Genomic DNA, 24,417 nt, shown 5'->3' with positions numbered 1-24,417 from the left:
GGCTATGCACATTCGGTATTTGTCCTTGCGGGACTTCCGCTCCTGGCCGGAGTTGGAAGTCGAGTTCACGCCTGGAATTACCGTATTTACCGGGCAAAATGGCTACGGCAAGACCAATATCGTCGAGGCCGTTGGGTATCTCTCCACGCTCGGTTCGCATCGAGTTTCTATGGATGCTCCGCTGGTTCGTTCGGGGACCCCGTCGGCACGCATTTCGGCGACGGCGGTCAATGATGGCCGCGAGCTAACTGCGCATCTGCTCATCAATCCGCATCGCGCGAATCAGGCGCAGATTAATCGCACGAGGCTGAAGTCCCCGCGGGAGCTGCTGGGGATCGTCAAGTCGGTATTTTTCTCGCCCGAGGATCTCACGCTGGTTAAGGGCGAGCCCGCTTCCCGTCGTCGCTACATCGACGATTTGCTCGCTTTACGACGGCCACTGTCCGCCGGTATCCGCATTCAATATGACAAGATTTTGCGTCAGAAGAATGCGCTGCTGAAGTCGGCGGGCTCGACGCTGCGCCGTGGCTATTCTTCTTCGGAGGGGCAGGCCGCACTGAGCACGCTGGATACCTGGGATGCGCAATTGGCGCAGGTGGGAGCGGCGTTAATGGCTGCGCGCATGGATTTGATTGCCGAGCTTTCCGAACATGTCAGCGAGGCCTATGCCACGCTTGCCCCGCACTCGCGCCCAGCCACGATTGCCTATGCGCCGAAGGTCGACAGCCTGGATGGCGGGCCATTGCCCAGCGAACCGGAGCTGCTGGAGGCATTGCTGCTGACGAAGATGGCGGAGCGCCGCACCGCGGAGATTGAGCGCGGTTCCTGTCTCGTTGGTCCGCATCGCGATGATCTCGACCTCATTCTCGGCAATGACCCCGCCAAGGGCTTCGCTAGCCACGGCGAGACCTGGTCTTTTGCACTCGCGCTGCGCCTCGGCGCATACTTTTTGCTCCGTGCCGATGGACCCGACCCGATTTTGGTGCTTGACGACGTGTTTGCGGAGCTCGACCGGCATCGTCGGGAAGCTCTCATGGAGATCGCGCAGCAGGCTGAGCAGGTGTTAATCACCTCGGCGGTGGGAGAGGAGTTACCTCAGGCATTGGTCGAGGATTCCTCGGTGACTCATCACACGGTGACGGTGGCACAGACTGAGCAGGGGCGAATCTCGCTTCTGGATGAAAACCCAGTCGCGGAAGAGTGACGGGTATGGTCGAGAACATGGAGCCGGATAACTCACCGGAAGAGGAAAATGACCTGATCAGCAACGCTTTCTTCCGCATGCGCGATGCCGCTAAGGAAGGCGGTCACAAGTTACCGAATCTCCAGCGGCCACCGAAGAAGAAGGGCTCGTGGTCTGGCCTCGATAGCCGTGTGCCTGTGAAGGCCGCGGAGGGGATTGTTGCGGACGTCGATAAGCAGCGGGCAGCGCAAGCAGTGGTGCGAGATCGTGCCGGTACGGTAATTTCGCCGAGCCTGTTGAAGGAGGCGGGGATTCGGCTGTACCGGAAATATGACCGTCGACCTGCGCCGATTGGTGCGGTGCTGAATAAAGCAGTAGTTGATCGCGGTTGGCAGATCCATATTGCCCACGGTGTGATCATGACGGAGTGGGATTCGATGGTCGGCAAAGTTGTCGCGGAACACTCCCAGGTCAAGGAGTTCAAGGACGGCACTTTGGTGGTCGAGTGCCAATCGACAGCATGGGCAACACAGCTGCGGCTAGCGCAGCGACAGGTTTTGAAGTCGATTGCGGAACGCGTCGGCGATGGGGTGGTTGAGGAAATTAAGGTGCTGGGGCCGAAAGCGCCGAATTGGCGCAAGGGCAAATTGCACATCGAGGGCCGAGGACCGCGTGATACTTACGGGTAAAGGTCGGTAAACGGTCTACGAATAGGCGTCGGTATGCGTAAAACTGCGAAATTTGGTCCTTTGAGCGCATCGGCTATATCCACAGTAGGGGACTACGTTGGGGTAAGATGGGCAGGAGAATACCGGCAGGCGGTTCTTGAGACGTTCTCGGCATCCAAACTAGCCAGACCTATCTAGTAGTCCTATGTAGTTCTGGCTGGCGCCGATAGCGCTTGACCGCCGGCCTATTTTTCGCGCGCTGACGAATGTTGCGCGGGGAGAGAACCAAGAATAGGAGACGCGCCGAACCGTGGCTGCTACCGAACATCAATATGACGCCTCATCGATTACCATCCTCGAGGGCCTCGAGGCCGTGCGTAAGCGGCCGGGTATGTACATTGGCTCGACTGGTGAGCGTGGCTTGCACCACCTGGTGTGGGAGGTTGTAGACAACTCCGTCGACGAGGCGATGGCGGGTTACGCCACCGATGTTGAGGTCACTCTGCTGGAAGACGGCGGCGTTCAGGTCCGCGATAACGGCCGTGGTATTCCTGTCGAAATGCACCCGTCGGGCATGCCGACGGTGCAGGTGGTTATGACTCAACTGCACGCCGGCGGCAAGTTTGACTCCGAGTCCTACGCTGTTTCCGGTGGTCTGCACGGCGTGGGTATTTCGGTGGTTAACGCGCTGTCGACGCGTATGGAAACCGAGGTCATCCGCGATGGCTACACCTGGTACCAGAACTTCGACCAGGCCGTTCCGGAAGAGATTATCCGAGGTAAGAAGACTCGTGGTTCGGGCACCACACAGCGTTTCTGGCCGGACCCGGAGATTTTTGAGACCACCGATTTCAAGTTCGACACCATTTCTCGCCGCCTGCGCGAGATGGCGTTTTTGAACAAGGGCCTGACCATCACGTTGGTGGACAAGCGTGTCTCTGAGGAGGAGCTCGAGGCTGAGGCTCTGGCGGAGCAGGCGGAGACCGAATCCGCTGAAATCGCCAAGGATGCGGCTGAGGAGCAGAAGGAGCAGGCAGAGAAGACCACCAAGCCGAAGGAGCGCCGCAAGGTCTTCCACTACCCGAATGGTCTTCGGGATTATGTCGAGAATCTGAACAAGTCGAAGAACATCATCCACCCGACCATCATTTCCTTCGATGCTGCAGGTGACGGCCACGAGGTCGAGATTGCCATGCAGTGGAACTCGGGCTACTCCGAGTCGGTGCACACCTTCGCCAACACCATTAACACCATTGAGGGTGGCACCCACGAAGAGGGCTTCCGTTCTGCGTTGACATCGCTGATGAACCGCTATGCGCGTGAGCACCGACTGTTGAAGGAGAAGGAAAACAACCTCTCCGGTGAGGACTGCCGTGAAGGTCTCGCTGCCGTGATTTCGGTGAAGGTCGCCGATCCACAGTTCGAGGGCCAGACAAAGACGAAGCTGGGTAACACCGAGGTGCGTTCTTTCGTCCAGCGCATGACCAATGAGCACATCGGTCACTGGCTGGAGGCCAATCCGGCTGAGGCTAAGGCCATTGTTAACAAGGCCATTGCTTCGGCGCATGCCCGTCAGGCGGCCCGTAAGGCCCGCGACCTGGTGCGTCGTAAGTCCGCGACCGACCTTGGCGGTCTTCCGGGTAAGTTGGCGGACTGCCGTTCGAAGGACCCGAAGCAGTCCGAGCTGTTCATCGTGGAGGGTGACTCCGCAGGTGGTTCTGCAAAGGCAGGCCGAAACTCGCTGTTCCAGGCCATTTTGCCGCTGCGCGGTAAGATTTTGAACGTCGAGAAGGCGCGCCTGGATAAGACGCTGAAGAACAACGAGGTCCAGGCCATTATTACGGCGCTGGGCACCGGTATTCACGACGAGTTCGATATCGAAAAGCTGCGCTACCACAAGATTGTGCTGATGGCCGATGCCGACGTCGATGGTCAGCACATTGCCACGCTGCTACTGACGCTGCTGTTCCGCCTGATGCGTCCGCTGATTGATGAAGGGCACGTCTACCTCGCCCAGCCACCGCTGTACAAGCTCAAGTGGGCCAAGGGTGAGCCGGGCTACGCGTACTCAGATGCTGAGCGCGATCAGCTGCTGGAAGAGGGACTGGCCGCCAACCGCAAGATCAACAAGGACGACGGTGTCCAGCGCTACAAGGGTCTCGGTGAGATGAACGCCGCCGAGCTGTGGGATACCACCATGGATCCGGATCACCGCGTGCTGCGTAAGGTCGCCCTCGAGGACGCACAGAAGGCCGATGAACTGTTCACCATTCTGATGGGCGATGACGTCGCTTCACGACGTTCGTTTATTACCCGTAATGCGAAGGACGTTCGCTTCCTCGACGTCTAAGCCGATACCTAGTCTAGTTATCGGCTTGTCGGTTCCCCTGACAAAACCTCAGTTCAGCCATTAATGTTTATGAAATGGAAGATACTCGAGGAAGCATGGTCAACGGGGAACCGCCAGTCGAGCCACGTATTGTGCAGGAGACATTGCCCGATGGCTCCGTGACCCCGATGGCGCTTCGGACTCCCGAAGGTACGCCTCGGGGCATCGTCGTTATTTGGCCGGGCTTTGGCATGGGGGCTCGCTATTACCGGCCGATTGCCCAAGAGTTGCAGCGCCGAGGTTTTTGCGTCCTGACCTCGGAGCTGCGCGGCCAGGGTAACCAGACTGCGGTGGCCACCCGTGGCCACAACTGGGGCTACCAGGATCTTGCATCGGTGGATTACCCGTTGGCCGTGGCGCGTGCGCGTAAGGAGTTCGACCACCTCGCGGCAGGGGAGAGCACAGAGGAGAAGCTGCCGGTCTACTTGCTGTGTCATTCCATGGGCGGCCAGATTGCCTCGCTGTATCTGGCTCGACCGGAAGCGGACGTGGCTGGCGTAGTGATGGTCGGCTCCGGTACTCCGCACTACAAGTGTTTTACTGGCAACGAGTACAAGCGGCTTCGCTACGGCGCACCGTTTATGCAGGTAGTGTCCCAGATTCTGGGTTATTGGCCAGCGGGCAGGTTTGATGTGGCCGGCTACGGCCGACAGGCCCGTAACCATGTGGTGGAGTGGGCGCGCTTCTCTCGCACGGGTCTCCTGCGACCGCGCGGTGCGGACATCGACTATGCCGCTGAGATGCCTAAGGTGGCCACCCCGGCGCTGCTGCTGAACTGTGGCGGTGACCGTGACTGCCCGGCGGAGTCGGCGCAGGCCTTGGCGCGGATGTTGCCGAATTCGGCGAAGTACGAGTTCATTGAGCAGCGCCTGGGACATAACCGATGGGCGCGTGAGCCGCAGGCTGTGGTTGACCGCTTCGAGCGGTTCATTGAGGAAATTTAAGCCGCAATTTTCCAACCTGTAATCTGCGCTTCTTAACGTAGATACTTATGGAAACATCACCTAAAAAAATATCTGAATTTTCCCGTCGGCACTTCCTGCAGACCGCCGCAGGAGTCGGTGCCGTCACCGCTGCGAGCACGCTGCTGCCACCATCACTGCGCCACGCGCTCGCGCAGCCCCGACCGGCTGGCTCTCTTGATCAAATTGAGCACGTAGTCGTGTTGATGCAGGAAAACCGCTCTTTTGATCACTACTTCGGCACGCTCCGAGGTGTGCGAGGGTACAAAGACAACTCCGCTTTACCGGGTGTATTCAACCAGAGTGGGGTCAGTCCATATCTAATCCGCAACGCCGCTAATCGCGGTGATCTCTCGGTGGAGTACATTGCGAGTCTGCCGCACGGTTGGGAAGACGGGCAGGTTGCACTAAACGGCGGCCGCTGTAACGGCTGGATTGAGGCCAAGGGTAAGGGCACGATGGCCTGTTATGACCGCCAGGACATTGCGTTCCAATTCGCTCTCGCAGAGACGTTCACCATCTGTGATGGTTACTTTTCCTCGATGCCTACGTCGACAAGCCCGAACCGCAACTACCTGTTTTCGGGTGACACCCGAAAGGAACCGTGGGGGACTGGAGCGGTTGGCAATGCGGCGTATGAGCCGACGCACCCGGGGTATAAGTGGCGCACTTATGCCGAGGAGCTCACGGAGGCAGGGGTGCCGTGGCGTGTCTACCAGGAGTGGGATAACTACACGGACAACAACCTGGATTTCTTTGCCGCGTTTCGAAATATTGGCCGCAAGGTTATTCGTGAGGCTGGGCTGCCGGGGCTCGATATGACGGGTTTTCATGAGAAGCTACTGGAACTGGGCGATGGGATGCCGCCAACTACAGAGCAACAGGAGATGGTCGATCGTCTGAATGCCGCTGTGGAGAAGCTGCCTGACGCGGAACGGGATCTCTATGATCGCGCGCTGCACCGCCGCCCGCCGGGCACGCTATCCGACGCTTTCCGACGAGATGTTGAATCTGGGCAGCTGCCGAAGGTGTCCTGGATTGTGCCCTCGGCCGCGGAAAGTGAGCACCCGGGAGCGTCCTCGCCAATTCAGTCGGCGAATATCACCTACCGTCTGTTGGATGCGTTGGCCTCCAATCCGGAAGTGTGGGCCAAGACAGTTTTCCTGATTAACTTTGACGAGTTTGATGGTTACTTCGACCATGTGGTGCCGCCGCTGCCGCCAAAGAATGAGCCGGGGGAGTGGTACCTGGGTAAGCCGAAGGGGCTCGGTTTCCGCGTCCCGATGACTGTCATTTCACCGTGGTCGGTGGGTGGTCTGGTGTCCTCGGAGGTCTTCGATCACACTTCGGTGATCCGTTTCCTGGAGCAGGTCACTGGCGTGAACTGTGGAAACATCACTGATTGGCGCCGTCGGATATGTGGTGATTTGGTATCCACGCTGGACTTCTCGGCATCGGCGGGAATGCAGCTTCCAGAGCAGCCGGGGCCAGCACCGGAGTTTGTGAAGCGCTGGGAGGCGGAGCCGGCCGGTGACTATCCAGTGCAGGAGTCCGAGCAGGCGACCGCGCTGCCAACACCGTACCGGCTTCATGCCTACCTTAAAGACGGCAACCTTGTGCTGGTCAACGACGGTTCCCGTGAGGCTGTTTTCGCTGTTTACAGTGGTAACAAGGTAGAGCACCACACCGTGCTCGGCACATTAGAGCTGCGAATTGGACTTCTAGACCGCGAACTTACCGTGTGCGGCCCGGACCGCTTCCTGCGTGTGTTCAGCAAGACGGCGAAGGAGTTGCCGGAGGTCACTTTGAAGCACGTGGCGGGACGTGTTCTCGTCGGCGGGCAGGACCGAACGGCTGATTATGTCCGTGATGGCTGGTACGAGGTCGAGCTGACTGAAGGTGAGGCCACGGCGTATTACACGGGTCGACTGGAGTCTGGCAATCGCATTCCGACGAGCCCGTTCACCCGAAAAATCGACTAGGCCGCGTCCCTGGCTAGATGCCGCTTTTGACCAGTTTCCACGTCTCTGCGAATGACACTTCTTCGCCATTGGTGATGAGGAGTATGTGTGCAAGTAGTGCGCCCAGCGCGGTGTTTCCAAAACTCAGTGGTTTCACGTGAAACGTTGCGTCAGCGACCGCTTGTGCAGCCGCAGAAACCGTGGGAAAACTGCGGTGACCAGCAATGACACCTGGGCTGGCGGCAGCAATGGCGCTGATTGCCCATGGTCGCACAAGCGTAGCGTCAGCCAATTCCGGCACTTTGGCCACCAGTTCGTCGGTAGCCGCCAGGATTGCGGCCTCGCTGAGAGGCTGAACTTGGGGCGCCCTCATTCCTCTGCTCCCCGGGGGCTCGGGGAGCTCAACTTTCGCAGCAGCGCCATGTCGGTATCAATCACGCTTGCCGTAATTTCCCGGGTCTGACCTTGTTGAAGGGCTCTCGCGGCGGCGGATTCAATGGCGCGAATGACGGCCTCATGTTTGGATACGCCCTCCATTTGCGCCAGCAGTGTCAGGGCAGTGTCCTGTTCTCTCGTGAGCCTTAAGGTCATTGCCATAGCGCTCTCCTTACTGCCTCAATCGTCGCTGTCAGGTTTAAAAACTGACGAAGTGATACCACAATGGTATCGAAAAGTTGCACACGGCGTCGTAAAATGGGCTCTAAAGCCCTGTAGAATGGATGCGAACCTCTTTTAAGTAAAGGAAGCAGTCATTGAGCGACGATAACAACAACGACGGCTCATCCTTCGGAAGTGGAGTATTGGGCCACCAGGTTCGCCCGATCGACATCAATGAAGAGATGCAGTCGAGCTATATCGACTACGCCATGAGCGTGATTGTGGGCCGTGCGCTGCCGGAGATTCGTGATGGTCTCAAGCCGGTGCACCGCCGCATTCTCTACGCCATGTTCGACAACGGCTACCGCCCGGAGCGCGGTTATGTGAAGTCCGCAAAGCCGGTTTCGGACACGATGGGTAACTACCACCCGCACGGCGACAGCGCTATTTACGACACCATGGTGCGCATGGCGCAGCCGTGGTCCATGCGCTATCCGCTTGTCGACGGTCAGGGTAACTTCGGCTCCCGCGGTGACGACGGCCCCGCAGCTATGCGTTACACGGAGGCCCGTCTGACGCCGTTGGCCATGGAAATGGTGCGCGACATTCGCGAAAACACCGTCGATTTCCAACCGAACTATGACGGTCGTACGACAGAGCCTGTTATTCTGCCGTCGCGTGTCCCGCAGCTGTTGATGAACGGCTCCGGCGGTATTGCCGTCGGTATGGCCACCAACATCCCGCCGCACAACCTGCGTGAGGTCGCGGATGCCATCAACTGGTGCCTGGACAACCCGGATGCGGATGAAAAGACCACGCTGGATGCGGTCATGGAACGCATCAAGGGCCCGGATTTCCCAACTGCCGCCCAGATCGTCGGCGACAAGGGCATCAAGGAGGCCTACACCACCGGTCGCGGTTCGATCCGCATGCGCGGTGTGACCTCGATTGAGCAGGAGGGCACTCGTCAGTCGATTGTCATCACTGAGCTGCCATACCAGGTCAACCCGGACCGCATGATTGCCAACATCGCAGATCAGGTCAAGGATGGTCGTCTGCAGGGCATTGCCTCCATTGATGACGAATCCGATCTGAAGTGGGGTATGCGCATCGTCGTCAAGCTCAAGCGCGACGCCGTGCCGCGTGTGGTGCTGAACAACCTGTACAAGCACTCCCAGCTGCAGACCAGCTTCGGTGCGAACATGCTCGCCATCGTCGACGGTGTGCCGCGTACGCTGCGCATTGACCAGATGGTGACGCTGTACGTCGCCCACCAGATTGAGGTCATTGTCCGACGGACCCAGTTCCGCCTGGACGAGAAGGAAAAGCGTGCCCATATCCTGCGTGGTCTGGTCAAGGCCCTGGATATGTTGGACGAGGTCATCGCCCTGATTCGCCGGTCTGCCACGGTCGATACCGCGCGTACGGGCTTGATGGGTCTGCTCGACATCGACGAGATTCAGGCTGACGCCATTTTGGCGATGCAGCTGCGTCGCCTGGCTGCTCTGGAGCGCCAGAAGATTATTGACGAGTTGGCTGAGATCGAGCTCGAGATCGCCGACCTGAAGGACATCCTGGCCAAGCCGGAGCGTCAGCGCGCCATCGTCAAGGAAGAGCTGGGCGAGGTCGTGGAGAAGTACGGCGATGACCGTCGTACCCAGATCGTGGCCGCTGAGGGCGACGTCACCGAAGAGGACCTCATCGCCCGCGAGAACGTGGTCGTGACCATTACCTCCACGGGCTACGCCAAGCGCACCAAGGTCGATGCCTACAAGGCACAGCGCCGTGGTGGCAAGGGCGTGCGCGGTGCGGACCTGAAGCAGGACGATATTGTCCGCCACTTCTTCGTCTGCTCCACGCACGACTGGATTCTGTTCTTCACCAACAAGGGGCGCGTCTACCGTCTCAAGGCCTATGAACTGCCGGAGGCCACTCGCGCCGCCCGTGGTCAGCATGTTGCCAACCTGCTGGAATTCCAGCCGGAAGAGCGCATCGCCGAGGTGCTGCAGATTCAGAGCTACCAAGACAGCCCGTACCTGGTGCTGGCCACCAGCGAAGGCAAGGTCAAGAAGTCCCGTTTGGAGGACTACGAGTCCGCTCGCTCCGCTGGCCTGATTGCCATCAACCTGCGCGAAGGCGACTCCCTCATCGGTGCTCGTCTGTGCTCTGCTGACGATGACCTGCTGCTCGTCTCTGAGCGTGGCCAGGCCATCCGCTTTACGGCTTCCGACGACGCGCTGCGCCCGATGGGCCGCGCCACCGCTGGTGTCCAGGGAATGCGCTTCAAGGGCGACGACAAGCTGCTCAGCATGGTCGTGGTCGAGGAAGAGCACAACCTGCTGGTCGCCACGACCGGCGGCTTCGGCAAGAAGACCAAGCTCAGCGAGTACACCCCGCAGAACCGCGGCGGTATGGGCGTGCTGACGCTCAAGTACGACCCGAAGCGTGGACCGCTGATGGGGGCCCTGGTGGTCGACAATGACGACGAAATCTTCGCTGTCACCTCCGCCGGCGACATCATCCGCACCAACGTCAACGAGATTCGCGCCACCTCGCGTGCCACCAAGGGCGTGCGCCTGGTCAACCTCGCCGACGGCGTGGAACTGCTGGCTATCGACCGCAACGTTGAGGATGAGGGTGAGGAGACCGCTTCCAAGGTCTCTGAGGCCGGAACCCTGGACGTAGTCCCGAAGCGCACCGGCGCCACCAAGAGCACCGGTGCCGCCGAGTCCGGTGACTCGGAGGCGGAGAAGGAGTAAGCGCATGGCCGAAACTAACTTGGTAGTCGACAAGGTGAGTCCCTGGTCCGCCATGCGCATTACGGCGGCCACTGGCTTCATTGGCTTCCTCGTCTGGCTTGCCGCGGTTGGCCTGCTCTACCTCTTGCTCTCCGGGATGGGATTGCTCGCTCCGATTAGTGAAATGATTGGCGGGGAGGATTCCATCAGCGCGGGTCTTGTCCTTGGCCTGGCGGCCGCTGTAGGAGCGCTGTGGTGGGTGCTGTCGATTGGGTTCATGGCCCTCGGCGCAGTCATCTACAACGCGTGCGGCGGTCTCGTCGGAGGTCTCAAGATTTCGCTTGCCGACGACAGCTAGGCTGCCTAGCCTCCCGCTGGCCCCGGTGTCACCCCCGTTCGGTGGCCCCGGGGCCGCGTTGGTTCAGAGGTGTTTTCAGCGATCTGGTCGTGGAGTAGCCGTAATAGCTACTTAATGACTGCTTTTTAACTCAATATTTAGGCCTCTGACCAGGCGATTTGTGAAGTGTCATGGTTACGGGTTAAGTTATATCTCGTTCCACGGGGCCTATAGCTCAGGCGGTTAGAGCACTTCGCTGATAACGAAGGGGTCGGAGGTTCAAGTCCTCCTAGGCCCACTACCGAACAAGGTATAATTGCTCGGTGTACGGGGCTTTAGCTCAATTGGTAGAGCACCTGCTTTGCAAGCAGGAGGTCAGGGGTTCGATTCCCCTAAGCTCCACAAGGAACAATATCCCCCGGTCGTAAGGCCGGGGGATATTTGCGTTTTAGGGATGGGGCAAGAACGCCGAGTTACTGACTGCGTTTATGTCAAAAATGGCTTGAAAGTGTCATAAACTCGCACAGTTTCACATTTGCAGCCCGTCTTTTGAAGTTGTCAGGTTTGCTGCTTAACCAAAAACGCCCGACCGTCGGCGCATCTACTGCACAGAACGATCGGGCGTGAAAAGGCTTTTGGCTATATAACCGCCTATTTACTTCTTGCGAGCCTGACCCGGCTTCGGAGCTGGCTTGGACGGCTTGGAAGAGATCTTCTTAGCGTCCTCAGCGTTCTTCTTCTCGGTCTTGACCTCGTCGACCTTGATCTGAGCCTGCTTGGAAGCCTCAGCAGCCTTCTCCTCAGTAGTCTTCTTGGCTTCAGCAGCCTTGTCCTTGGCCTCGTCGGCCTTGTCAGCTGCCTTGCCCTTTACCTCTTCAGCCTTTTCCTTAGCCTCAGAAGCCTTTTCTTCAACGGTCTCCTTGACCTCGGAGGCCTTTTCTTCGACCTTGTGCTTAACTTCCTGGGCCTTCTGCTGGTACGGAGCCGGGTCGACCGGGAGCTTGTCGTCCTTGCGTAGCTTCCAGACGATGACGCCGACGATTGCTGCAACAACAGCGAAAACCAGGGAAGCGGTTGCAATGCGGCCGTTCTTGGCGCGCTGCTCTTCCTTACCGGTTACCTTGTCGATAGCCTTCTGGGTACGCACCTCGAGGTCCTTGCGAGCCTTCTTGGCCTTCTTTTCCGCCTTCTTAGCTTCGCAGCGAGCCTTGCAACGGGTCTTCTTGCCCTTGCGCTTCGCGTCCTTCTCGGCCTGCTTCGCGGCCTTCCTAGCCTGCTTCTTGGTCTCCTTGGACTTCTTCTCAACCTTGCCGGTCAGTTCTTCAGCCTGCTCAGCGAGCTGATCGCGAGCGTCGGAAACCTTTTCCTTAACGTCTTCTGCCCAATCGGATGCTGCGTCCTTTGCAGCCTCGTTCTGTGCAGCTGCCACCTTCTTAGCCTCCTGCATCGTGTCGTAGAGCTCTGCAGCCTTCTTGTCCCGGTAATCCGAGTAGCTGTCGTAAGCGGACTTCAGTCCCTTGACAGCCAGCGAGATTGCGTTGGGGTTCATGACTCTCCTTAATTAGTGCATCGCCAACAGGCTTCGCCTTTAATTTTCAATCAATGATTAATACTGCTGCGGCGCCAGTGCCTCTGGGACCAAGATGCTTCTAAGTCCAAGAGCTAGGGCCCAGTTAGGCCTAGCGTCGAAATATTTGCAGCAGGCTCACATTCCAGCTTAGGCACTATTTGCTCTTCATGGGGGTCAACGAAGAACTCTTTTCCTTATCTTGAAAAACATTTTCGCTGGTTTCTGCCACGGAGAAACTCACCAGTAAGAGCAATTGGCCACCAAGGTCGGTATCCTAAGGAACGTGACTATTAAGACTGCTACTGCAACTGTGCACACCAACCATGGCGATATCGTGATTGACCTGTTCGGCAACCACGCGCCGAACACTGTCGACAACTTCATCGGCCTGGCAGAGGGCACGAAGGAGTACAAGGGTCAGAACGCCTCTGGCACCGAGTCCGGCCCGTTCTACGATGAGGCCATCTTCCACCGCATCATCGCCGGATTCATGATTCAGGGTGGTGACCCGCTGGGCACCGGCACTGGCGGCCCGGGCTACATGTTCGACGATGAGATCCACCCGGAGCTCCAGTTCGATCGTCCGTACCTGCTCGCTATGGCAAACGCCGGCAAGCGTGGCGGCCGCGGCACCAACGGTTCCCAGTTCTTCATCACCGTGGTTCCGACCCCGCACCTCAATGGCGCTCACACCATCTTCGGTGAGGTCGCTGATGACGCCTCGAAGAAGGTCGTCGACGAGATCGCTCGTGTGGCTACCGATCACTGGGATCGTCCGCTGGAGCCGGTCGTGATTACCTCCATCGACATCGAGAAGTAATCCACTAGCTTCTACGCTCTTTAACCCGTCCGGTTGTTCCGGGCGGGTTTTTTCATGCCCATTTTCGCTTTACGACGGCCCGTAGCTTCAATGTTGTGTTTAGGGGTAGCGGGGGTAGTAGTAAATTGGGTTGATTCTCCACATGTCCACAGCCCTGTGGACAAAATGCTCCACTGTTCACCTAGGTGAACACGGGCCAAGAAGCACGTTACGGGTCCCAATTTTCACAAATTACAAGAATCCACAGTTGTCCACAGACTTGTGCACATGTGTGGATAATTCCATTCTTGTAATTTACGAACCAGCGTTCGAAAGTGGTCGAACTCCGCAGAATATTGGAGTTACGCACAACTTGACTTGCAACTATGTTACTTGTTCACAGAGTTATCAACAGGCTGTGGATACTGTGGACACAGGGGATAGAACCAAAGTTGTCATGCTTTACGGTTTCTGTCACGTAACCCGTGAGAAATTTGGGACGAAATCTCTCCACAGTTATCCACAAATTACATGATTGTTACACAGGTTTCTGTGGATAACTTTTTTGCGAGATCAGTAGGAGGGAAAACCTCACTCTCCGAAAAACGTGTGGGAAACGGGTGTATTGGCGGGGGTGTATTGACCTGGGTTTTTAGGTATGAAAAAGGCGCATCCAAAAGTGGATGCGCCTGAGGAGTGCGGTGTATTAGAGCTGACTAACGCCAACCCATAGTCATCAGCAGACCAACAATGAAAAGACCAAAGCCGATGACGTAGTTCCATGCGTTCAAAGTCACCATGAACGGAATATGCGGACCCGCGATGTAGTTGACCAGCAGCCAGCCCAAACCAATCAGCATGAACCCGAACATCAGCACCTTGTACCACACCGGTGTCTGAGTGCTGTTGATCTTGACCGGGGTACGGCTGACGGAGGAGCCACCGGATTGTGGTGAATTAGTGCTTTCAATCTTTGCCTTAGGCATAGCGCTTTAAACTCCTTAGGTTGTGGTCAGCAGGTTGCGATCAGCGCGGTATCTACACTCCCGCGGTATATGCATAATTGTAAACTTTGCATCCGAACTTACCAGTGAAGTTCGCAGGCAGTAGAATTCCCAGTTATGCAGATTCTCGTCGTCGATAACTATGACAGCTTCGTATTCAATCTGGTCCAGTACATAGGCCAGCTCGGCGAAACGGTGACTGTCTGGCGCAATGATGATGCGCGTCTCCGCGATGTTGACGACGTCGTAAAGCAATTTGATGCAATCCTACTGTCGCCCGGTCCCGGTGAGCCGTCCAATGCTGGATGGACAGAGGACATTATTCGCGCGGTGAGCAGACAGGACGATCCGACACCGGTGTTGGGTGTGTGCTTGGGTCATCAGGCGATTGGTGAGGTCTTTGGTGCGCAGGTCGTACGTGCCGACGAGCTCTTGCACGGCAAGACCTCCCCGGTCACACACGACGGCACGGGTGTGCTGGCCGATGTGCCCAGTCCTTTTATTGCCACGCGCTACCACTCGTTGACGGTGGATCCGAAGACACTGCCGGAGGAACTCATTGCCACGGCATTCACCGATTCGGGAATGCTGATGGCGATGCGCCACCGCGACCTGCCGATTCACGGCGTGCAGTACCACCCGGAGTCGGTGCTCACCCAGTACGGGCACCGCATGCTGGTCAACTGGCTGCGACTGGCAGGCGGTGAGTACACCGAGGAACTCCTGTCCGAGTTGGAAGCACAGCAGGCGGTGTACCAGCGCGCCTTCTCAGACGTGCTGGCACACTAGCCGCTAGTTAGGCAGTAGATCCGGCAACCTCAGGGGAGGTTCCGGAGCAGGCCGTTCGTCTGAAGAGCTCTCCGGGGCAACCCCCAGCCGGTAGACACGCAGGGTGACCTCGCCGTCCTTGTTGAGCTTGGACCCGGCTGACGGGTCGGCCTTCTCCACGTGGTCGACCTTGGACAGATCCAGCGTGGTGACGTCCTCGGTGCGGATAGTTCCCTCGAAGCCGGCATCGGTGAGTGCCTTCTCCGCGTCGCTGAGAGTCTGTCCCTCAACCCGCGGCATCTTAATTTGGTTACCACGCGAAACGTGCAGCTCAACCGTCGTACCGACAGTGAGCTCCGAGCCCTTCTGCGGAACCTCAATGACGGTTCCCTGCTTCTCAGCGGAGTCCACCTCTACCACTTCGACAACGAAACCAGCGGATTCGAGGGTCGTGCGGGCGGAATCCAAAGTCTGACCAGTGACATCCGGAACAGTCTTGGTCTCGATACCGGAGGAGACAGTCAAGGTTACGCGGGTTCCCTTCGATACCTGAGAACCGGCAGCTGGAGACTGCTCGATAACATTGCCGCGCGGAACGTCCTCATTCGGTTCCTCTTGCAGCTTTGGGTTGACGACAAGCCCCGCCTCCTCGAGCAGGCGGCGTGCGTCTTCGGCCTTCTTATCCCGTACATCCGGCACATTGGTCAACTCTGGGCCCGAAGATACGCGCAGCTTGATGCGAGATCCCTGCGGCAACCCCGATCCGACACCCGGTTCCGTGGCGATCACCGTGTCTCGGGGGACATCTGGGTTCGGCTCATCGACGCGGTTGACTACAAAACCAGCCTCCTCGAGAACCTGCGTTGCCTCATTGACATTTAGACCCTCGACATGCGGAATGGCAACGGTCTCGACCTCGGTGGACGAGTTGAAGAACTGGTAGGCGCCGTAGCCGACACCGCCGAGAGCCACCATTGCAGCAGCCACCAGCGCGACAGTCTTTCCTGCGCCGCCCTTCTTTTTCTCGGGCTCATCAGCCTCAGCAATCTGCGCAGGGGCTTCCGGCTGGGCAGCTGCTTTCTCCGGTTCCGGCGTCGGTGCAGGAGCAGGGACAGGGGCCGGAGTTGCCTGCTGTGCAGGGGTCACCCGAGTCTCAGCATCCGACGGAGCTGCCGGAAGGAATTCGGTGGTCTTCGCGTCGTCGTCATGCGCGCCGTGGTGCGCCAGCGCCAACGGATCCTCGCCGCGTGCAAGACGACGCAAATCCTGGGCGAAGTCCTCTGCGGTGTCGTAGCGCTCCATCGGATCCTTGGCCATCGCGGTCAACAGCACCGCGTCGAGGCCCTGAGCCGTGTTCGGGTCGGTGTTGAGCTTCTCCGAAGGGCGCGGCGGCTGATCCTGAACATGCTGGTAAGCGACAGAAAGAGGGGTTTCACCGGTGAATGGCGGGGCGCCCGTGACGGCCTCGAAAAGTACGCAACCGACAGCGTAAATATCAGAACGTGCATCGGCGGTCTTACCGCGCGCCTGCTCCGGCGAAAGGTACTGCGCGGTACCCAGCACGGCCGCAGTCTGCGTCATCGTGGTGGAATCACCGAGCGCGCGAGCGATGCCGAAGTCCATCACCTTCACCTTGCCGGTGTTGGTCAGCATGATGTTCGCCGGCTTGATGTCGCGGTGAATGATGCCGGCATGGTGGGATGCCGTCAGTGCGTCACACACCGATGCCATTATCGACGCGGCTTTCTTCGGGTCGAGCCGCCCCTCACGACGAACAAGGTCACGCAGCGTCTCACCCTGAATCAGCTCCATGACAATGAAAGGCACGCGCCCCATCGGGCTATCCGTCTCGCCGGTGTCGTACACCGACACGATAGACGGGTGATTCAGTAGTGCTGAGTTTTTCGCTTCACGACGGAACCTTGCGAGGAAATTCTCATCCCTGGCAAGGTCGGCCCTCATCATCTTGACCGCGACAGAGCGACCGAGAACAGTATCTTCAGCTCGGTAAACATCGGACATGCCGCCAACGCCAATGAGCTCGCCGAGCCGATAACGGCCGGAGAGGAGATCGTCATTGCCAGACATTGTTCGTCAGTCCCTTCGGAAGGATTTCCACCAAAACATCTTGTACCTGAATATTACTGTGCATCTGGAGTCCCCAAGGTATTACCGGACCCATTTTCCGGGGGCAGTTGAATGCCGGGCAGACCACCGCCAGTGGAGTCGTCGCTATTGTCGTTGCCCGAATCCTGAGTCGGTTCGGACGTATCCGGGGCGGTCTCGCTGGTGTCCTGTTCAGTGGAGCTGTCAGAAGCACCATCATTGTTGCCACCGTAGTTTTCACCAGAGTTGTCGCCGTAGCTGCCACCGTCGTTATTTCCCCAGTTACCAGAATTGTCGTCCGACCAACCGGAACCGTTGCTGGAGTCAGAGTTTTCTTCTGTGGTTTGCTGCTGTGACTGGTTCGGAATGTACTGCTCCAAGTTTGGAATGGTTGGCAGTGAACCGGTTGTCGACAGCGAATAGACAACAGCGATAGCACCGGCCAGTAACACTAGCAGTACCAACAGCACAATGCTGCCGCAGCCACAACCGCAGCCGCTGCGCTTCTTTGCCGGCTTTCGCTGCCGAGTGGGTTGCTGCGGTGGCCGCTGTGGCTGCTGCTGTGGTTGCGACACCGGCATGGGCGGTCGCGTCATGGCACCGAGTTCGGTGGTCGCCGGGTTGGCAGCGTTGGATTGACGGTGCACCGTTGGGGTCACACCACGCGGCTGCGGTGGGCGGTGCCCCGCGCGCACTCGCAAAACAGCCTGTGCCAGCTCGCGGCCATCGGCATAGCGACGCTGCGGATCCTTGCGCAGCATAATGCCGATAAGTTCGCGGATATGCGGATTGACCGTCGGCGCCAACGCAGGCGGTGCCTCGTTGATGTGTGCCACGGCAACCGCGACGGTGGAGTCGCCCTGGAAGGGGCGGGTGCCGGCCACCATTTCGTAGGCGACACAGCCAAGCGAGTAAATGTCAGTCGCCGGACTCACCTGTTTGCCCTGCGCCTGCTCCGGTGAGACATACTGCGCGGTACCGACGACCATGCCGGTACGCGTCAGAGGCACCGCTTCGGCGGCCTTGGCAATGCCAAAGTCGGTAATCTTCACGGTGCCCTCCGGCGTCACCAGCAGGTTGCCCGGCTTAATGTCGCGGTGGACAAGGTTCGCAGCGTGAATTGCCGACAGGCCGTGCGCAGTCTGCTCCAGCACGTCGAGCATCAGGTGCTCTGGCAGGGTGCGACGTCGCTGGAGCACCTGCGACAGAGATTCGCCACGGATGTACTCCATGACGATGTAACACGCGCCGTGGCTGCCGATATCGCCTTCCTCGTACGTGACAATCTTCACCACGTTTGGGCTGTTGACGCTGCGTGCAGCAGCAGCTTCGTTCTGGAAGCGCTGCCGGAACTCGTAATTGTCCGAGTACTCCTGGTTCAGAAGTTTGATAGCAACCAGTTCGCCGCTGTTGGTGTCGTCGGCAAGCCAGACGGTGGACATGCCGCCACGGCCGAGCAGACGGCGTACGTGATAGCGGTTGCCGACGATATCTTGAACTTGGTGGGCATCCATGCTTATCGACCCGCCTGTTCGACCGCGTTAATGAGCGCGCGGCCAATCGGGGCAGCGACGGATGCGCCGGTGGCGCCTTGGCCCTGACCGCCACCGTTTTCCACGACGACAGCCACGGCGACATCGGAGTCCGGAGCGAAGGCGATGTACCAAACGTGGGGTGCGTACTCGCCGCGGACAGCACCGTGTTCCGCGGTACCGGTCTTGGAGGCGATACGCGAACCGTTGCCGCCCGAGTGTGACTCGGAACCGCGCATCAGCTCAGTCACGGTCTCCGCGACCTCCGGCGAAATGGCCTCATCGGCCTCGATCGGCTTGAAGGACTTGATCTCGGAGAGGTCGGCACCTCGCACCGATTTGATGATCTGGGGTTCCATGCGCACGCCACCGTTGGCAATCGTGGCGGCGATGATGGCGTTGTCCAGTGGCGTAAACGATACGTCGCGCTGACCAATGGAGGTTTGCCCCAGCGAGGACTGATCCGGAATCTCACCGACGGTGGAGGGCTGAATCGGCAGACCCGCGTCGTCGTGGGTCTCCCCGATGCCGAATCGCTTGGCGACGTCCTTGAGCGCATCGGCCCCGTACTGCATACCGAGCTCCGCGAACGCCGTATTACAGGACTGTGCGAAAGCCTGGCGGAGAGTCGTAGTCGCCCCGCCACAGGTCGAGCCACCGTAGTTTTCCAACGTGGTGGTGGTATCCGGCAGCGTAATCTGCGGTGCGCCAGTGACCGAGGTGTCCGGGGAGGCGCCTTGCTCCAGTGCCGTGACCGTGGTCAACACCTTGAAAGTGGAACCCGGCGGCAGCGGACGCTGAGTGGCGTGGTTGAGCAGCGGTGCACCCTCATTGTTATTGAGGGACTGCCAGGTACTCTCGTCGCCGGCCGCGATGTCATTCGGGTTGAACGACGGTGTGGAGGCCATCGCGAGAATTTCACCCGTCGATGGGCGAATGGCGACGGCGGAGCCGACGTAGCCGCGTTCAGTGAGTTGTTGGTACGCAGTCCGCTGAGCGTTCGGCAACAGCGTCAGCTCTGCGGAAGCCCCAGAAGGTTCCTTGCCCGTGACCATGTCGAGGGCGCGGGAGGTAAACAGCGAAGGGTCGCTGCCGTTCAAGATCTCGTTTTGAGAGCGTTCGATACCGGCGGAGCCGTAGATGTCCGACAGGTATCCGACCACCGCGGCATATGCCTCCGGGTCGGTGTCGTAGCTGCGGTCATAGAAGCCGTTCTCGCCTTTGACCGAGTGGGCCAGAATGTCGCCGTCAGTGGTGATCTGGCCGCGAGGTTTGGACTTTTCCTCCAGGAACTGGCGGCTATTCAGCGGATTGTGGGCGTACTTATCCTGCTGGAAGCCCTGGATGTAGGTCAGGTTCGCCAGTAGAAGAACGAAGAGTCCGAGTACGACAACAAAGATTTGGCGAATGGTCTTATTCATCTACTGGTTCACCCCCTGAGCTGCGTTGGCATTGTCGTTGAGGCCAGAAGGGGCGCTTGGAATGCCCCAGGGGCGGTTGGCCTCGTCAGAGACGCGCAGCACGATGGCCAACATAATGTAGCTGGCCAGCAGTGAGGAACCACCGGCTGACATGAACGGTGTAGTCAGACCGGTTAGTGGCATCAGCTTGGAAACACCGGCTGCAACCACGAACAGCTGAATGGCCATCGAGAATGCGATGCCGGCCGCCAGCAGCTTGCCGAAGGAATCACGTACCGCCAAGCTCGCCGAAATACCGCGCGAAATCAGAATCGCGAACAGCAGGATGATGGCACTCAGACCGGTAAAACCGAGCTCCTCGCCAAAGGCGGAGAGGATGAAGTCAGAGTGTGCCACCGGAATGTTCTGTGGGTAGCCCTGGCCCAGACCGGTGCCACCGATGCCACCCCAGCTCATGCCGAACAGACCCTGGGAGAGCTGGTAGCCACCCTCGTCGTAGGAACCCAACGGATCCAGGAAATGCGTGACTCGCGCCTGAATCTTGTCCGAAACCATGTAGACACCGACACCACCGATGGTCACCAGCCCCATGCCGATGATGAGCCAGGAACCACGACCGGTGGCAGCGTAGAGCATTGCCAGCACAGTGCCGAAGAGCACCAGCGCCGGACCAAAGTCATTCTGCAGAGCCATGATGACAGTAGCGATGCCCCAGATCAGCAGAATCGGGCCCAGATCGCGAACACGCGGGAAATCAATGCCCAGGAAACGCTTCCCCGCCACATTGAACAGCGAGCGCTTATTCACCAGCAGCTGTGCGAAGAAGATCAGCAACATGACCTTGGCAAACTCACCAGGCTGCATGGAAAACGGGCCGATGGAAATCCAGATGCGGGCATCAGCATTAATCGACGACGGCCACACCAGCGGTAGCGCCAACAGAATCAAGCCGCCGAGACCCAGCAGATACGAGTACTGCGACAGCGAGTGATGGTTGCGCAGCAGGACGATTACGCCGATAAACAGTGCGACACTGAGTACGGTCCACATGATCTGGTTGCGCACTAACGAGGTGTCATTGGCCAGGTCGAGGCGGTGAATCATCACCAACCCCAAGGCATTGAGAGTGGCTGCAACCGGCAGCATCACCTGATCGGCGTTGGGTGCCACAAAGGTCAGTGCGATATGCGCCACTGCAAAGATCACAAAGAATCCGCCAATGATGTAAAAGACATCGGCGGTCAGAGAGTTGCCCTGAGCCAGTTCCAGCGAAATAAGTGCCAAAAGCAACAATCCTGCCGACAGCAGCAGCAGGAGCATTTCCTTCATCCGAAGCTGTCGCTTCGCGGTAGTTTCACTCATTTTCGCACCTGCCTACAGTTGACTCCTGGCTTCGAACCCAGCTTTTCATCCTTCTTGTCGGCGGAAGTTGCGTCCTTGTCGTCGTCGGACACGGACAGACATACCGGCAGTGCCGACTCCGCCAAACGGCCAATCTGGTCGCTGACACCGTCGTAGGAATCAGCCGGCAGACCTTCCAGCGAATTGCGTGCCGCCGGCGAGAGATCTTCCGGCGTCATGATGTGGCAGTCGACCTTCTCCTTCGGCGTCCCGGCCGGAGGCAACTGAACTTTGTTGTCATCGGTCAAACAGATGAACTGATGCGGCTCTTGCAGATCGAAGCCCAGCAAACTACCGGGCACGCCATGCATCAACTGCACCTGCCCGTCGACCACCGCGAGATGGTACATCGACTCCTTCTTCTGCCAGCCCCAAATACCAAGGCCGACCAAACCGGCCACCAGCACCAGCACCACAGAAACAACTAGCCACTTGCCCTTGGAAGCCTTCTTCTCCGGCGCCGAAGTCACTGCAATTTCCTGCGACTTCCGCGGGCGGAGTGCCGCCGCGCGACCCGCTGCAGTATTGGGGCGGGGGAGTTCCTCCTCCGCACTCTGCAGGGCACCGGCCAGGGCGGGCTCGTAAGGCGTGCGTGCCGACGAATCGACAACATCGGCAACCACCACGGTGATGTTATCCGGACCACCGGACTTCAACGCGTAGTCAATGAGCTTGGTAGCGGCCTCGTCCGGAGTCCCCTCCGAGAGCACATCCTTGATGGTGTCCGCAGACACCGGATCGGACAGGCCATCCGAGCACAGCAGGTAGCGATCGCCCTCGTGGACATCACGATAAGACAAAGTAGGCTCCACCGGGCGACCGGTGAGAGCCTTCAAAATCAGTGAGCGCTGAGGGTGAATTGCCGCCTCTTCTTCGGTGAGATTGCCCTCGTCCACCAGCGACTGCACATAAGTGTCATCCCGGGTAATGCGGATGAGCTCCCCGTCGCGCAGCAGATAGCCACGCGAGTCACCGACATGGCACATGCCCAGGCGGGTGCCGTCGAAAAGCAGAGCAGTCAGCGTAGTGCCCATGCCTTGCGTAGAGGGGTTCTGCTCAATTTCATCCGCAATGGAGTTATTGCCCTCTATGCAGGCGCTGCGCAGGGACTCGAGCAAATCGGGGCCGGGCTGATCATTGTCCAACCGAGAGACAGCCGCGATCATCAGCTGGGATGCGATTTCCCCGGCGGCGTGGCCACCCATGCCGTCGGCAAGCGCGAGCAGACGCGAACCCGCATAGGCGGAGTCCTCGTTGTTCTGTCGGATGAGGCCGCGGTCAGAGCGGGCCGTGTAATTCAGAGCAAGACTCATGGTTGCAACCTCAAAGTTGTACGGCCAATACGAAATTCCATACCCGAAGCCAGTCGTTCCGGCTGTTCCACGCGCTGACCATTGAGGAATGTGCCATTGCGGGAGTCCAGATCCTCCAGGTACCAGATGCCGTCACGGTTGATGACGCGAGCGTGCTGGCCCGAGGCGAAGTCATCGTTGAGGACGAAGGCATTCGACTCTGAACGGCCAATAGTGATGTCGCGTTGGTTGTTTAGGTTCATGCGCGAACCCGCCAGCGGCCCGGAGGTGACAAGGAGCTGATGTGGAGTCTGCGAGCGCTGGAAACGCTTGGCCGGAGCGCTGCTGGTTTGCCGAAGCGGGCGCAGCGGAGCCGAACCTGTTGTTTCTGTACGCAGGGTGCGAAGCGTCATCCAAATGAAAAACCACAGGACGACCAGCACGCCGATGCGCGAAAGCAGAAAAACGATAGCTTCCACGTCCGAGGAACCTCCTTATATAGAGCTGGTGGGTCCGCAACCGAACACACGGACGTAATTATTCCAGGAATGTGTCGGCAAACCTAGGGTAGTGGCATTTGAACCTGGTGAACCTCACTACTTAGCGGATCTAAATCAGCGGATTTAACTAGCGGATCTGAACTTCGAGAACAGAATGTCCAAGCGAGATTTCGTCGCCGTCGGCCAGCAGCCAGTTATCAATGGGTTCGCCATTGACAATGGTGCCGTTGGTCGAATGCAAATCGACGAGCACCGCATCCTGGCCATCCCACGTGATTTCGGCATGCTGGCGGGAAACACCAGTGTCCGGGAGGCGGAAGTCGGAAGCGGTGCCGCGGCCGATGATGTTCGAACCATGGCGCACCTCGAATACGCGCGAGGAGCCGTCTTGCAACAGCAGGGTGATGGTCTTTTCCTGGGACTGGTCTTCGTCCACGGCCGGGTTGCTCAGCTCAGTTGCCGCTTCCGGGTCGACCGCGGGGATGGGGCGGGAAGCGGTGGGGAACTGCTCGGCTTCTGGCTGCGGGTGGTAGGCGGCAGAGGTCTCTGCGGCTTGGGGTTCGTCATCGCTTTGCGACGGGGCTGCGTCAGTGTTGGCATTGTCGGCACTCTCAGCATTGCCGTCGAATGGAACGAACTCCGAAGTGCTTACGGTGTCCTCGGTGAAAGTGCTGGCAGTCTTCAGCTGGCCGGTGTGGAGCGACTCCACTGCCTGCAGGTGGACGCTGATGGTCCCGGTGAAACCCCAGCCGTTGTTACGGCAGTAGCGCGTCATGCGGTCAGTCAATTGATTCGGCAGGTTGGGCTCTGACGCGGAGAGGTTTTTGTAATCGGCGGCGCTGATGCCAATGCGGAAATCATTGGGTGCCAAGTACTGACCGTTGGCGTCCTGCATCAGGAAATCTTCAATTTCCTGCTTTAGGCATTCTTCTAACTCATTCGGGACAACCTTGCCGCCGAACACGCGCGCAAAGCTGTTGTCGAGCCCGCGCTGAAGCGAGCTATCGAGCTTGCGGATGCGTCCTAGGAAATCCATCTGACTAAAGAAATTCGCCTTCTCCCGCCAAACCGCGGCGGGTTACGTGAAAAATGTGCATAAAAATTATCGATACTTTAGCAATAGTATAGAGCCCTACACCTTCAGTTAAGGGCTAGGAACTGCTGAGGTTTATCAAATAGTGACGACGCT

Annotated in this window: 20 protein-coding genes and 2 tRNA genes; 11 read left to right on the top strand and 11 right to left on the bottom strand. The window is 58.7% G+C overall.

Features of this window, described 5'->3' with window-relative positions:
* Nucleotides 1-4: 4 nt before the first annotated feature.
* From recF to HMPREF3042_RS09645, 5 genes are all read left to right on the top strand, one after another.
* On the top strand, nt 5-1,204 hold the full coding sequence (gene recF, locus HMPREF3042_RS09665) for a DNA replication/repair protein RecF (protein ID WP_070856994.1): 1,200 nt from the start codon (nt 5-7) through the stop codon (nt 1,202-1,204).
* A gap of 5 nt (nt 1,205-1,209) precedes the next feature.
* Nucleotides 1,210-1,872 carry a DciA family protein gene (locus HMPREF3042_RS09660; RefSeq protein ID WP_070856993.1) on the top strand — a complete coding sequence of 221 codons (663 nt, stop codon included), beginning with the start codon at nt 1,210-1,212 and terminating at the stop codon, nt 1,870-1,872.
* Nucleotides 1,873-2,161: 289 nt separating this feature from the next.
* The gene (gene gyrB, locus HMPREF3042_RS09655; RefSeq protein WP_070549579.1) at nt 2,162-4,201 is read left to right on the top strand and encodes a DNA topoisomerase (ATP-hydrolyzing) subunit B; all 2,040 of its coding nucleotides are present in this window, start codon (nt 2,162-2,164) and stop codon (nt 4,199-4,201) included.
* A 74-nt stretch (nt 4,202-4,275) separates the two neighbouring features.
* Nucleotides 4,276-5,184: an alpha/beta fold hydrolase gene (locus HMPREF3042_RS09650; protein ID WP_371440513.1), complete on the top strand. Its 909-nt coding sequence runs from the start codon at nt 4,276-4,278 to the stop codon at nt 5,182-5,184.
* A 47-nt stretch (nt 5,185-5,231) separates the two neighbouring features.
* Nucleotides 5,232-7,184 carry an alkaline phosphatase family protein gene (locus tag HMPREF3042_RS09645; protein ID WP_070856991.1) on the top strand — a complete coding sequence of 651 codons (1,953 nt, stop codon included), beginning with the start codon at nt 5,232-5,234 and terminating at the stop codon, nt 7,182-7,184.
* A gap of 13 nt (nt 7,185-7,197) precedes the next feature.
* Here HMPREF3042_RS09645 and HMPREF3042_RS09640 read toward each other — a convergent pair whose 3' ends face one another.
* Together HMPREF3042_RS09640 and HMPREF3042_RS09635 are read right to left on the bottom strand one after the other, a co-directional pair.
* Nucleotides 7,198-7,536 (bottom strand): hypothetical protein, encoded by a 339-nt coding sequence (locus HMPREF3042_RS09640; protein WP_070856989.1) that lies wholly within the window; start codon nt 7,534-7,536, stop codon nt 7,198-7,200.
* The gene (locus HMPREF3042_RS09635; protein WP_070856987.1) at nt 7,533-7,760 is read right to left on the bottom strand and encodes a CopG family transcriptional regulator; all 228 of its coding nucleotides are present in this window, start codon (nt 7,758-7,760) and stop codon (nt 7,533-7,535) included. Before HMPREF3042_RS09635 ends, HMPREF3042_RS09640 begins: the two co-directional genes overlap by 4 nt.
* Before the next feature lie 242 nt (nt 7,761-8,002).
* Between HMPREF3042_RS09635 and gyrA the strand changes: the two genes are divergently transcribed.
* From gyrA to HMPREF3042_RS09615, 4 genes are all read left to right on the top strand, one after another.
* Entirely contained in the window at nt 8,003-10,519 is a 2,517-nt protein-coding gene (gyrA, locus tag HMPREF3042_RS09630; protein ID WP_241482363.1) for a DNA gyrase subunit A, read from the top strand.
* Nucleotides 10,520-10,523: 4 nt separating this feature from the next.
* Nucleotides 10,524-10,856, top strand: a complete 333-nt coding sequence (locus HMPREF3042_RS09625; protein WP_038627114.1) for a DUF3566 domain-containing protein — start codon at nt 10,524-10,526, stop codon at nt 10,854-10,856.
* Between the two features lie 203 nt (nt 10,857-11,059).
* Nucleotides 11,060-11,133 (top strand) — tRNA-Ile (locus tag HMPREF3042_RS09620).
* 31 nt (nt 11,134-11,164) lie between these two features.
* Nucleotides 11,165-11,237 (top strand) — tRNA-Ala (locus HMPREF3042_RS09615).
* 253 nt (nt 11,238-11,490) lie between these two features.
* Here HMPREF3042_RS09615 and HMPREF3042_RS09610 read toward each other — a convergent pair.
* Nucleotides 11,491-12,384, bottom strand: coding sequence for a hypothetical protein (locus tag HMPREF3042_RS09610; protein ID WP_070851560.1), 894 nt, complete (start codon nt 12,382-12,384; stop codon nt 11,491-11,493).
* A 304-nt stretch (nt 12,385-12,688) separates the two neighbouring features.
* Here HMPREF3042_RS09610 and HMPREF3042_RS09605 point away from each other — a divergent pair, with 304 nt between their 5' ends.
* On the top strand, nt 12,689-13,225 hold the full coding sequence (locus tag HMPREF3042_RS09605) for a peptidylprolyl isomerase (protein ID WP_369707163.1): 537 nt from the start codon (nt 12,689-12,691) through the stop codon (nt 13,223-13,225).
* 695 nt (nt 13,226-13,920) lie between these two features.
* Here HMPREF3042_RS09605 and crgA read toward each other — a convergent pair.
* Nucleotides 13,921-14,190 carry a cell division protein CrgA gene (gene crgA, locus HMPREF3042_RS09600; protein WP_005511903.1) on the bottom strand — a complete coding sequence of 90 codons (270 nt, stop codon included), beginning with the start codon at nt 14,188-14,190 and terminating at the stop codon, nt 13,921-13,923.
* A 135-nt stretch (nt 14,191-14,325) separates the two neighbouring features.
* Here crgA and HMPREF3042_RS09595 point away from each other — a divergent pair, with 135 nt between their 5' ends.
* Nucleotides 14,326-14,997, top strand: a complete 672-nt coding sequence (locus HMPREF3042_RS09595) for an aminodeoxychorismate/anthranilate synthase component II (RefSeq protein WP_070601397.1) — start codon at nt 14,326-14,328, stop codon at nt 14,995-14,997.
* A 3-nt stretch (nt 14,998-15,000) separates the two neighbouring features.
* Here the strand turns inward: HMPREF3042_RS09595 and pknB are convergent, their stop codons facing one another.
* The 7 genes from pknB to HMPREF3042_RS09560 all read right to left on the bottom strand — a co-directional run bounded on the left by pknB (nt 15,001) and on the right by HMPREF3042_RS09560 (nt 24,264).
* On the bottom strand, nt 15,001-17,064 hold the full coding sequence (gene pknB / locus HMPREF3042_RS09590; protein ID WP_070856986.1) for a Stk1 family PASTA domain-containing Ser/Thr kinase: 2,064 nt from the start codon (nt 17,062-17,064) through the stop codon (nt 15,001-15,003).
* Nucleotides 17,065-17,117: 53 nt separating this feature from the next.
* Entirely contained in the window at nt 17,118-18,596 is a 1,479-nt protein-coding gene (locus HMPREF3042_RS09585) for a serine/threonine-protein kinase (RefSeq protein ID WP_070856984.1), read from the bottom strand.
* Nucleotides 18,597-18,598: 2 nt separating this feature from the next.
* Nucleotides 18,599-20,035 (bottom strand): penicillin-binding transpeptidase domain-containing protein, encoded by a 1,437-nt coding sequence (locus HMPREF3042_RS09580; RefSeq protein ID WP_070856983.1) that lies wholly within the window; start codon nt 20,033-20,035, stop codon nt 18,599-18,601.
* Nucleotides 20,036-21,397: an FtsW/RodA/SpoVE family cell cycle protein gene (locus HMPREF3042_RS09575; RefSeq protein WP_070601393.1), complete on the bottom strand. Its 1,362-nt coding sequence runs from the start codon at nt 21,395-21,397 to the stop codon at nt 20,036-20,038.
* Complete coding sequence (locus HMPREF3042_RS09570; RefSeq protein ID WP_038627130.1) at nt 21,394-22,749, bottom strand: PP2C family protein-serine/threonine phosphatase; 1,356 nt, start codon at nt 22,747-22,749, stop codon at nt 21,394-21,396. The genes HMPREF3042_RS09575 and HMPREF3042_RS09570 overlap by 4 nt, the downstream gene beginning before the upstream one ends.
* The gene (locus HMPREF3042_RS09565) at nt 22,746-23,207 is read right to left on the bottom strand and encodes an FHA domain-containing protein FhaB/FipA (RefSeq protein ID WP_005511899.1); all 462 of its coding nucleotides are present in this window, start codon (nt 23,205-23,207) and stop codon (nt 22,746-22,748) included. Before HMPREF3042_RS09565 ends, HMPREF3042_RS09570 begins: the two co-directional genes overlap by 4 nt.
* 148 nt (nt 23,208-23,355) lie before the next feature.
* Entirely contained in the window at nt 23,356-24,264 is a 909-nt protein-coding gene (locus HMPREF3042_RS09560) for a DUF3662 and FHA domain-containing protein (protein ID WP_048731907.1), read from the bottom strand.
* Nucleotides 24,265-24,417 lie beyond the last annotated feature (153 nt).

The organism is Corynebacterium sp. HMSC074C05, assembly GCF_001838325.1.
Classification (GTDB): Bacteria; Actinomycetota; Actinomycetes; order Mycobacteriales; family Mycobacteriaceae; genus Corynebacterium; species Corynebacterium amycolatum.
The sequence above is the reverse complement of the archived record's forward strand: the minus strand, read 5'-3'. Positions and strand labels throughout refer to the sequence as shown.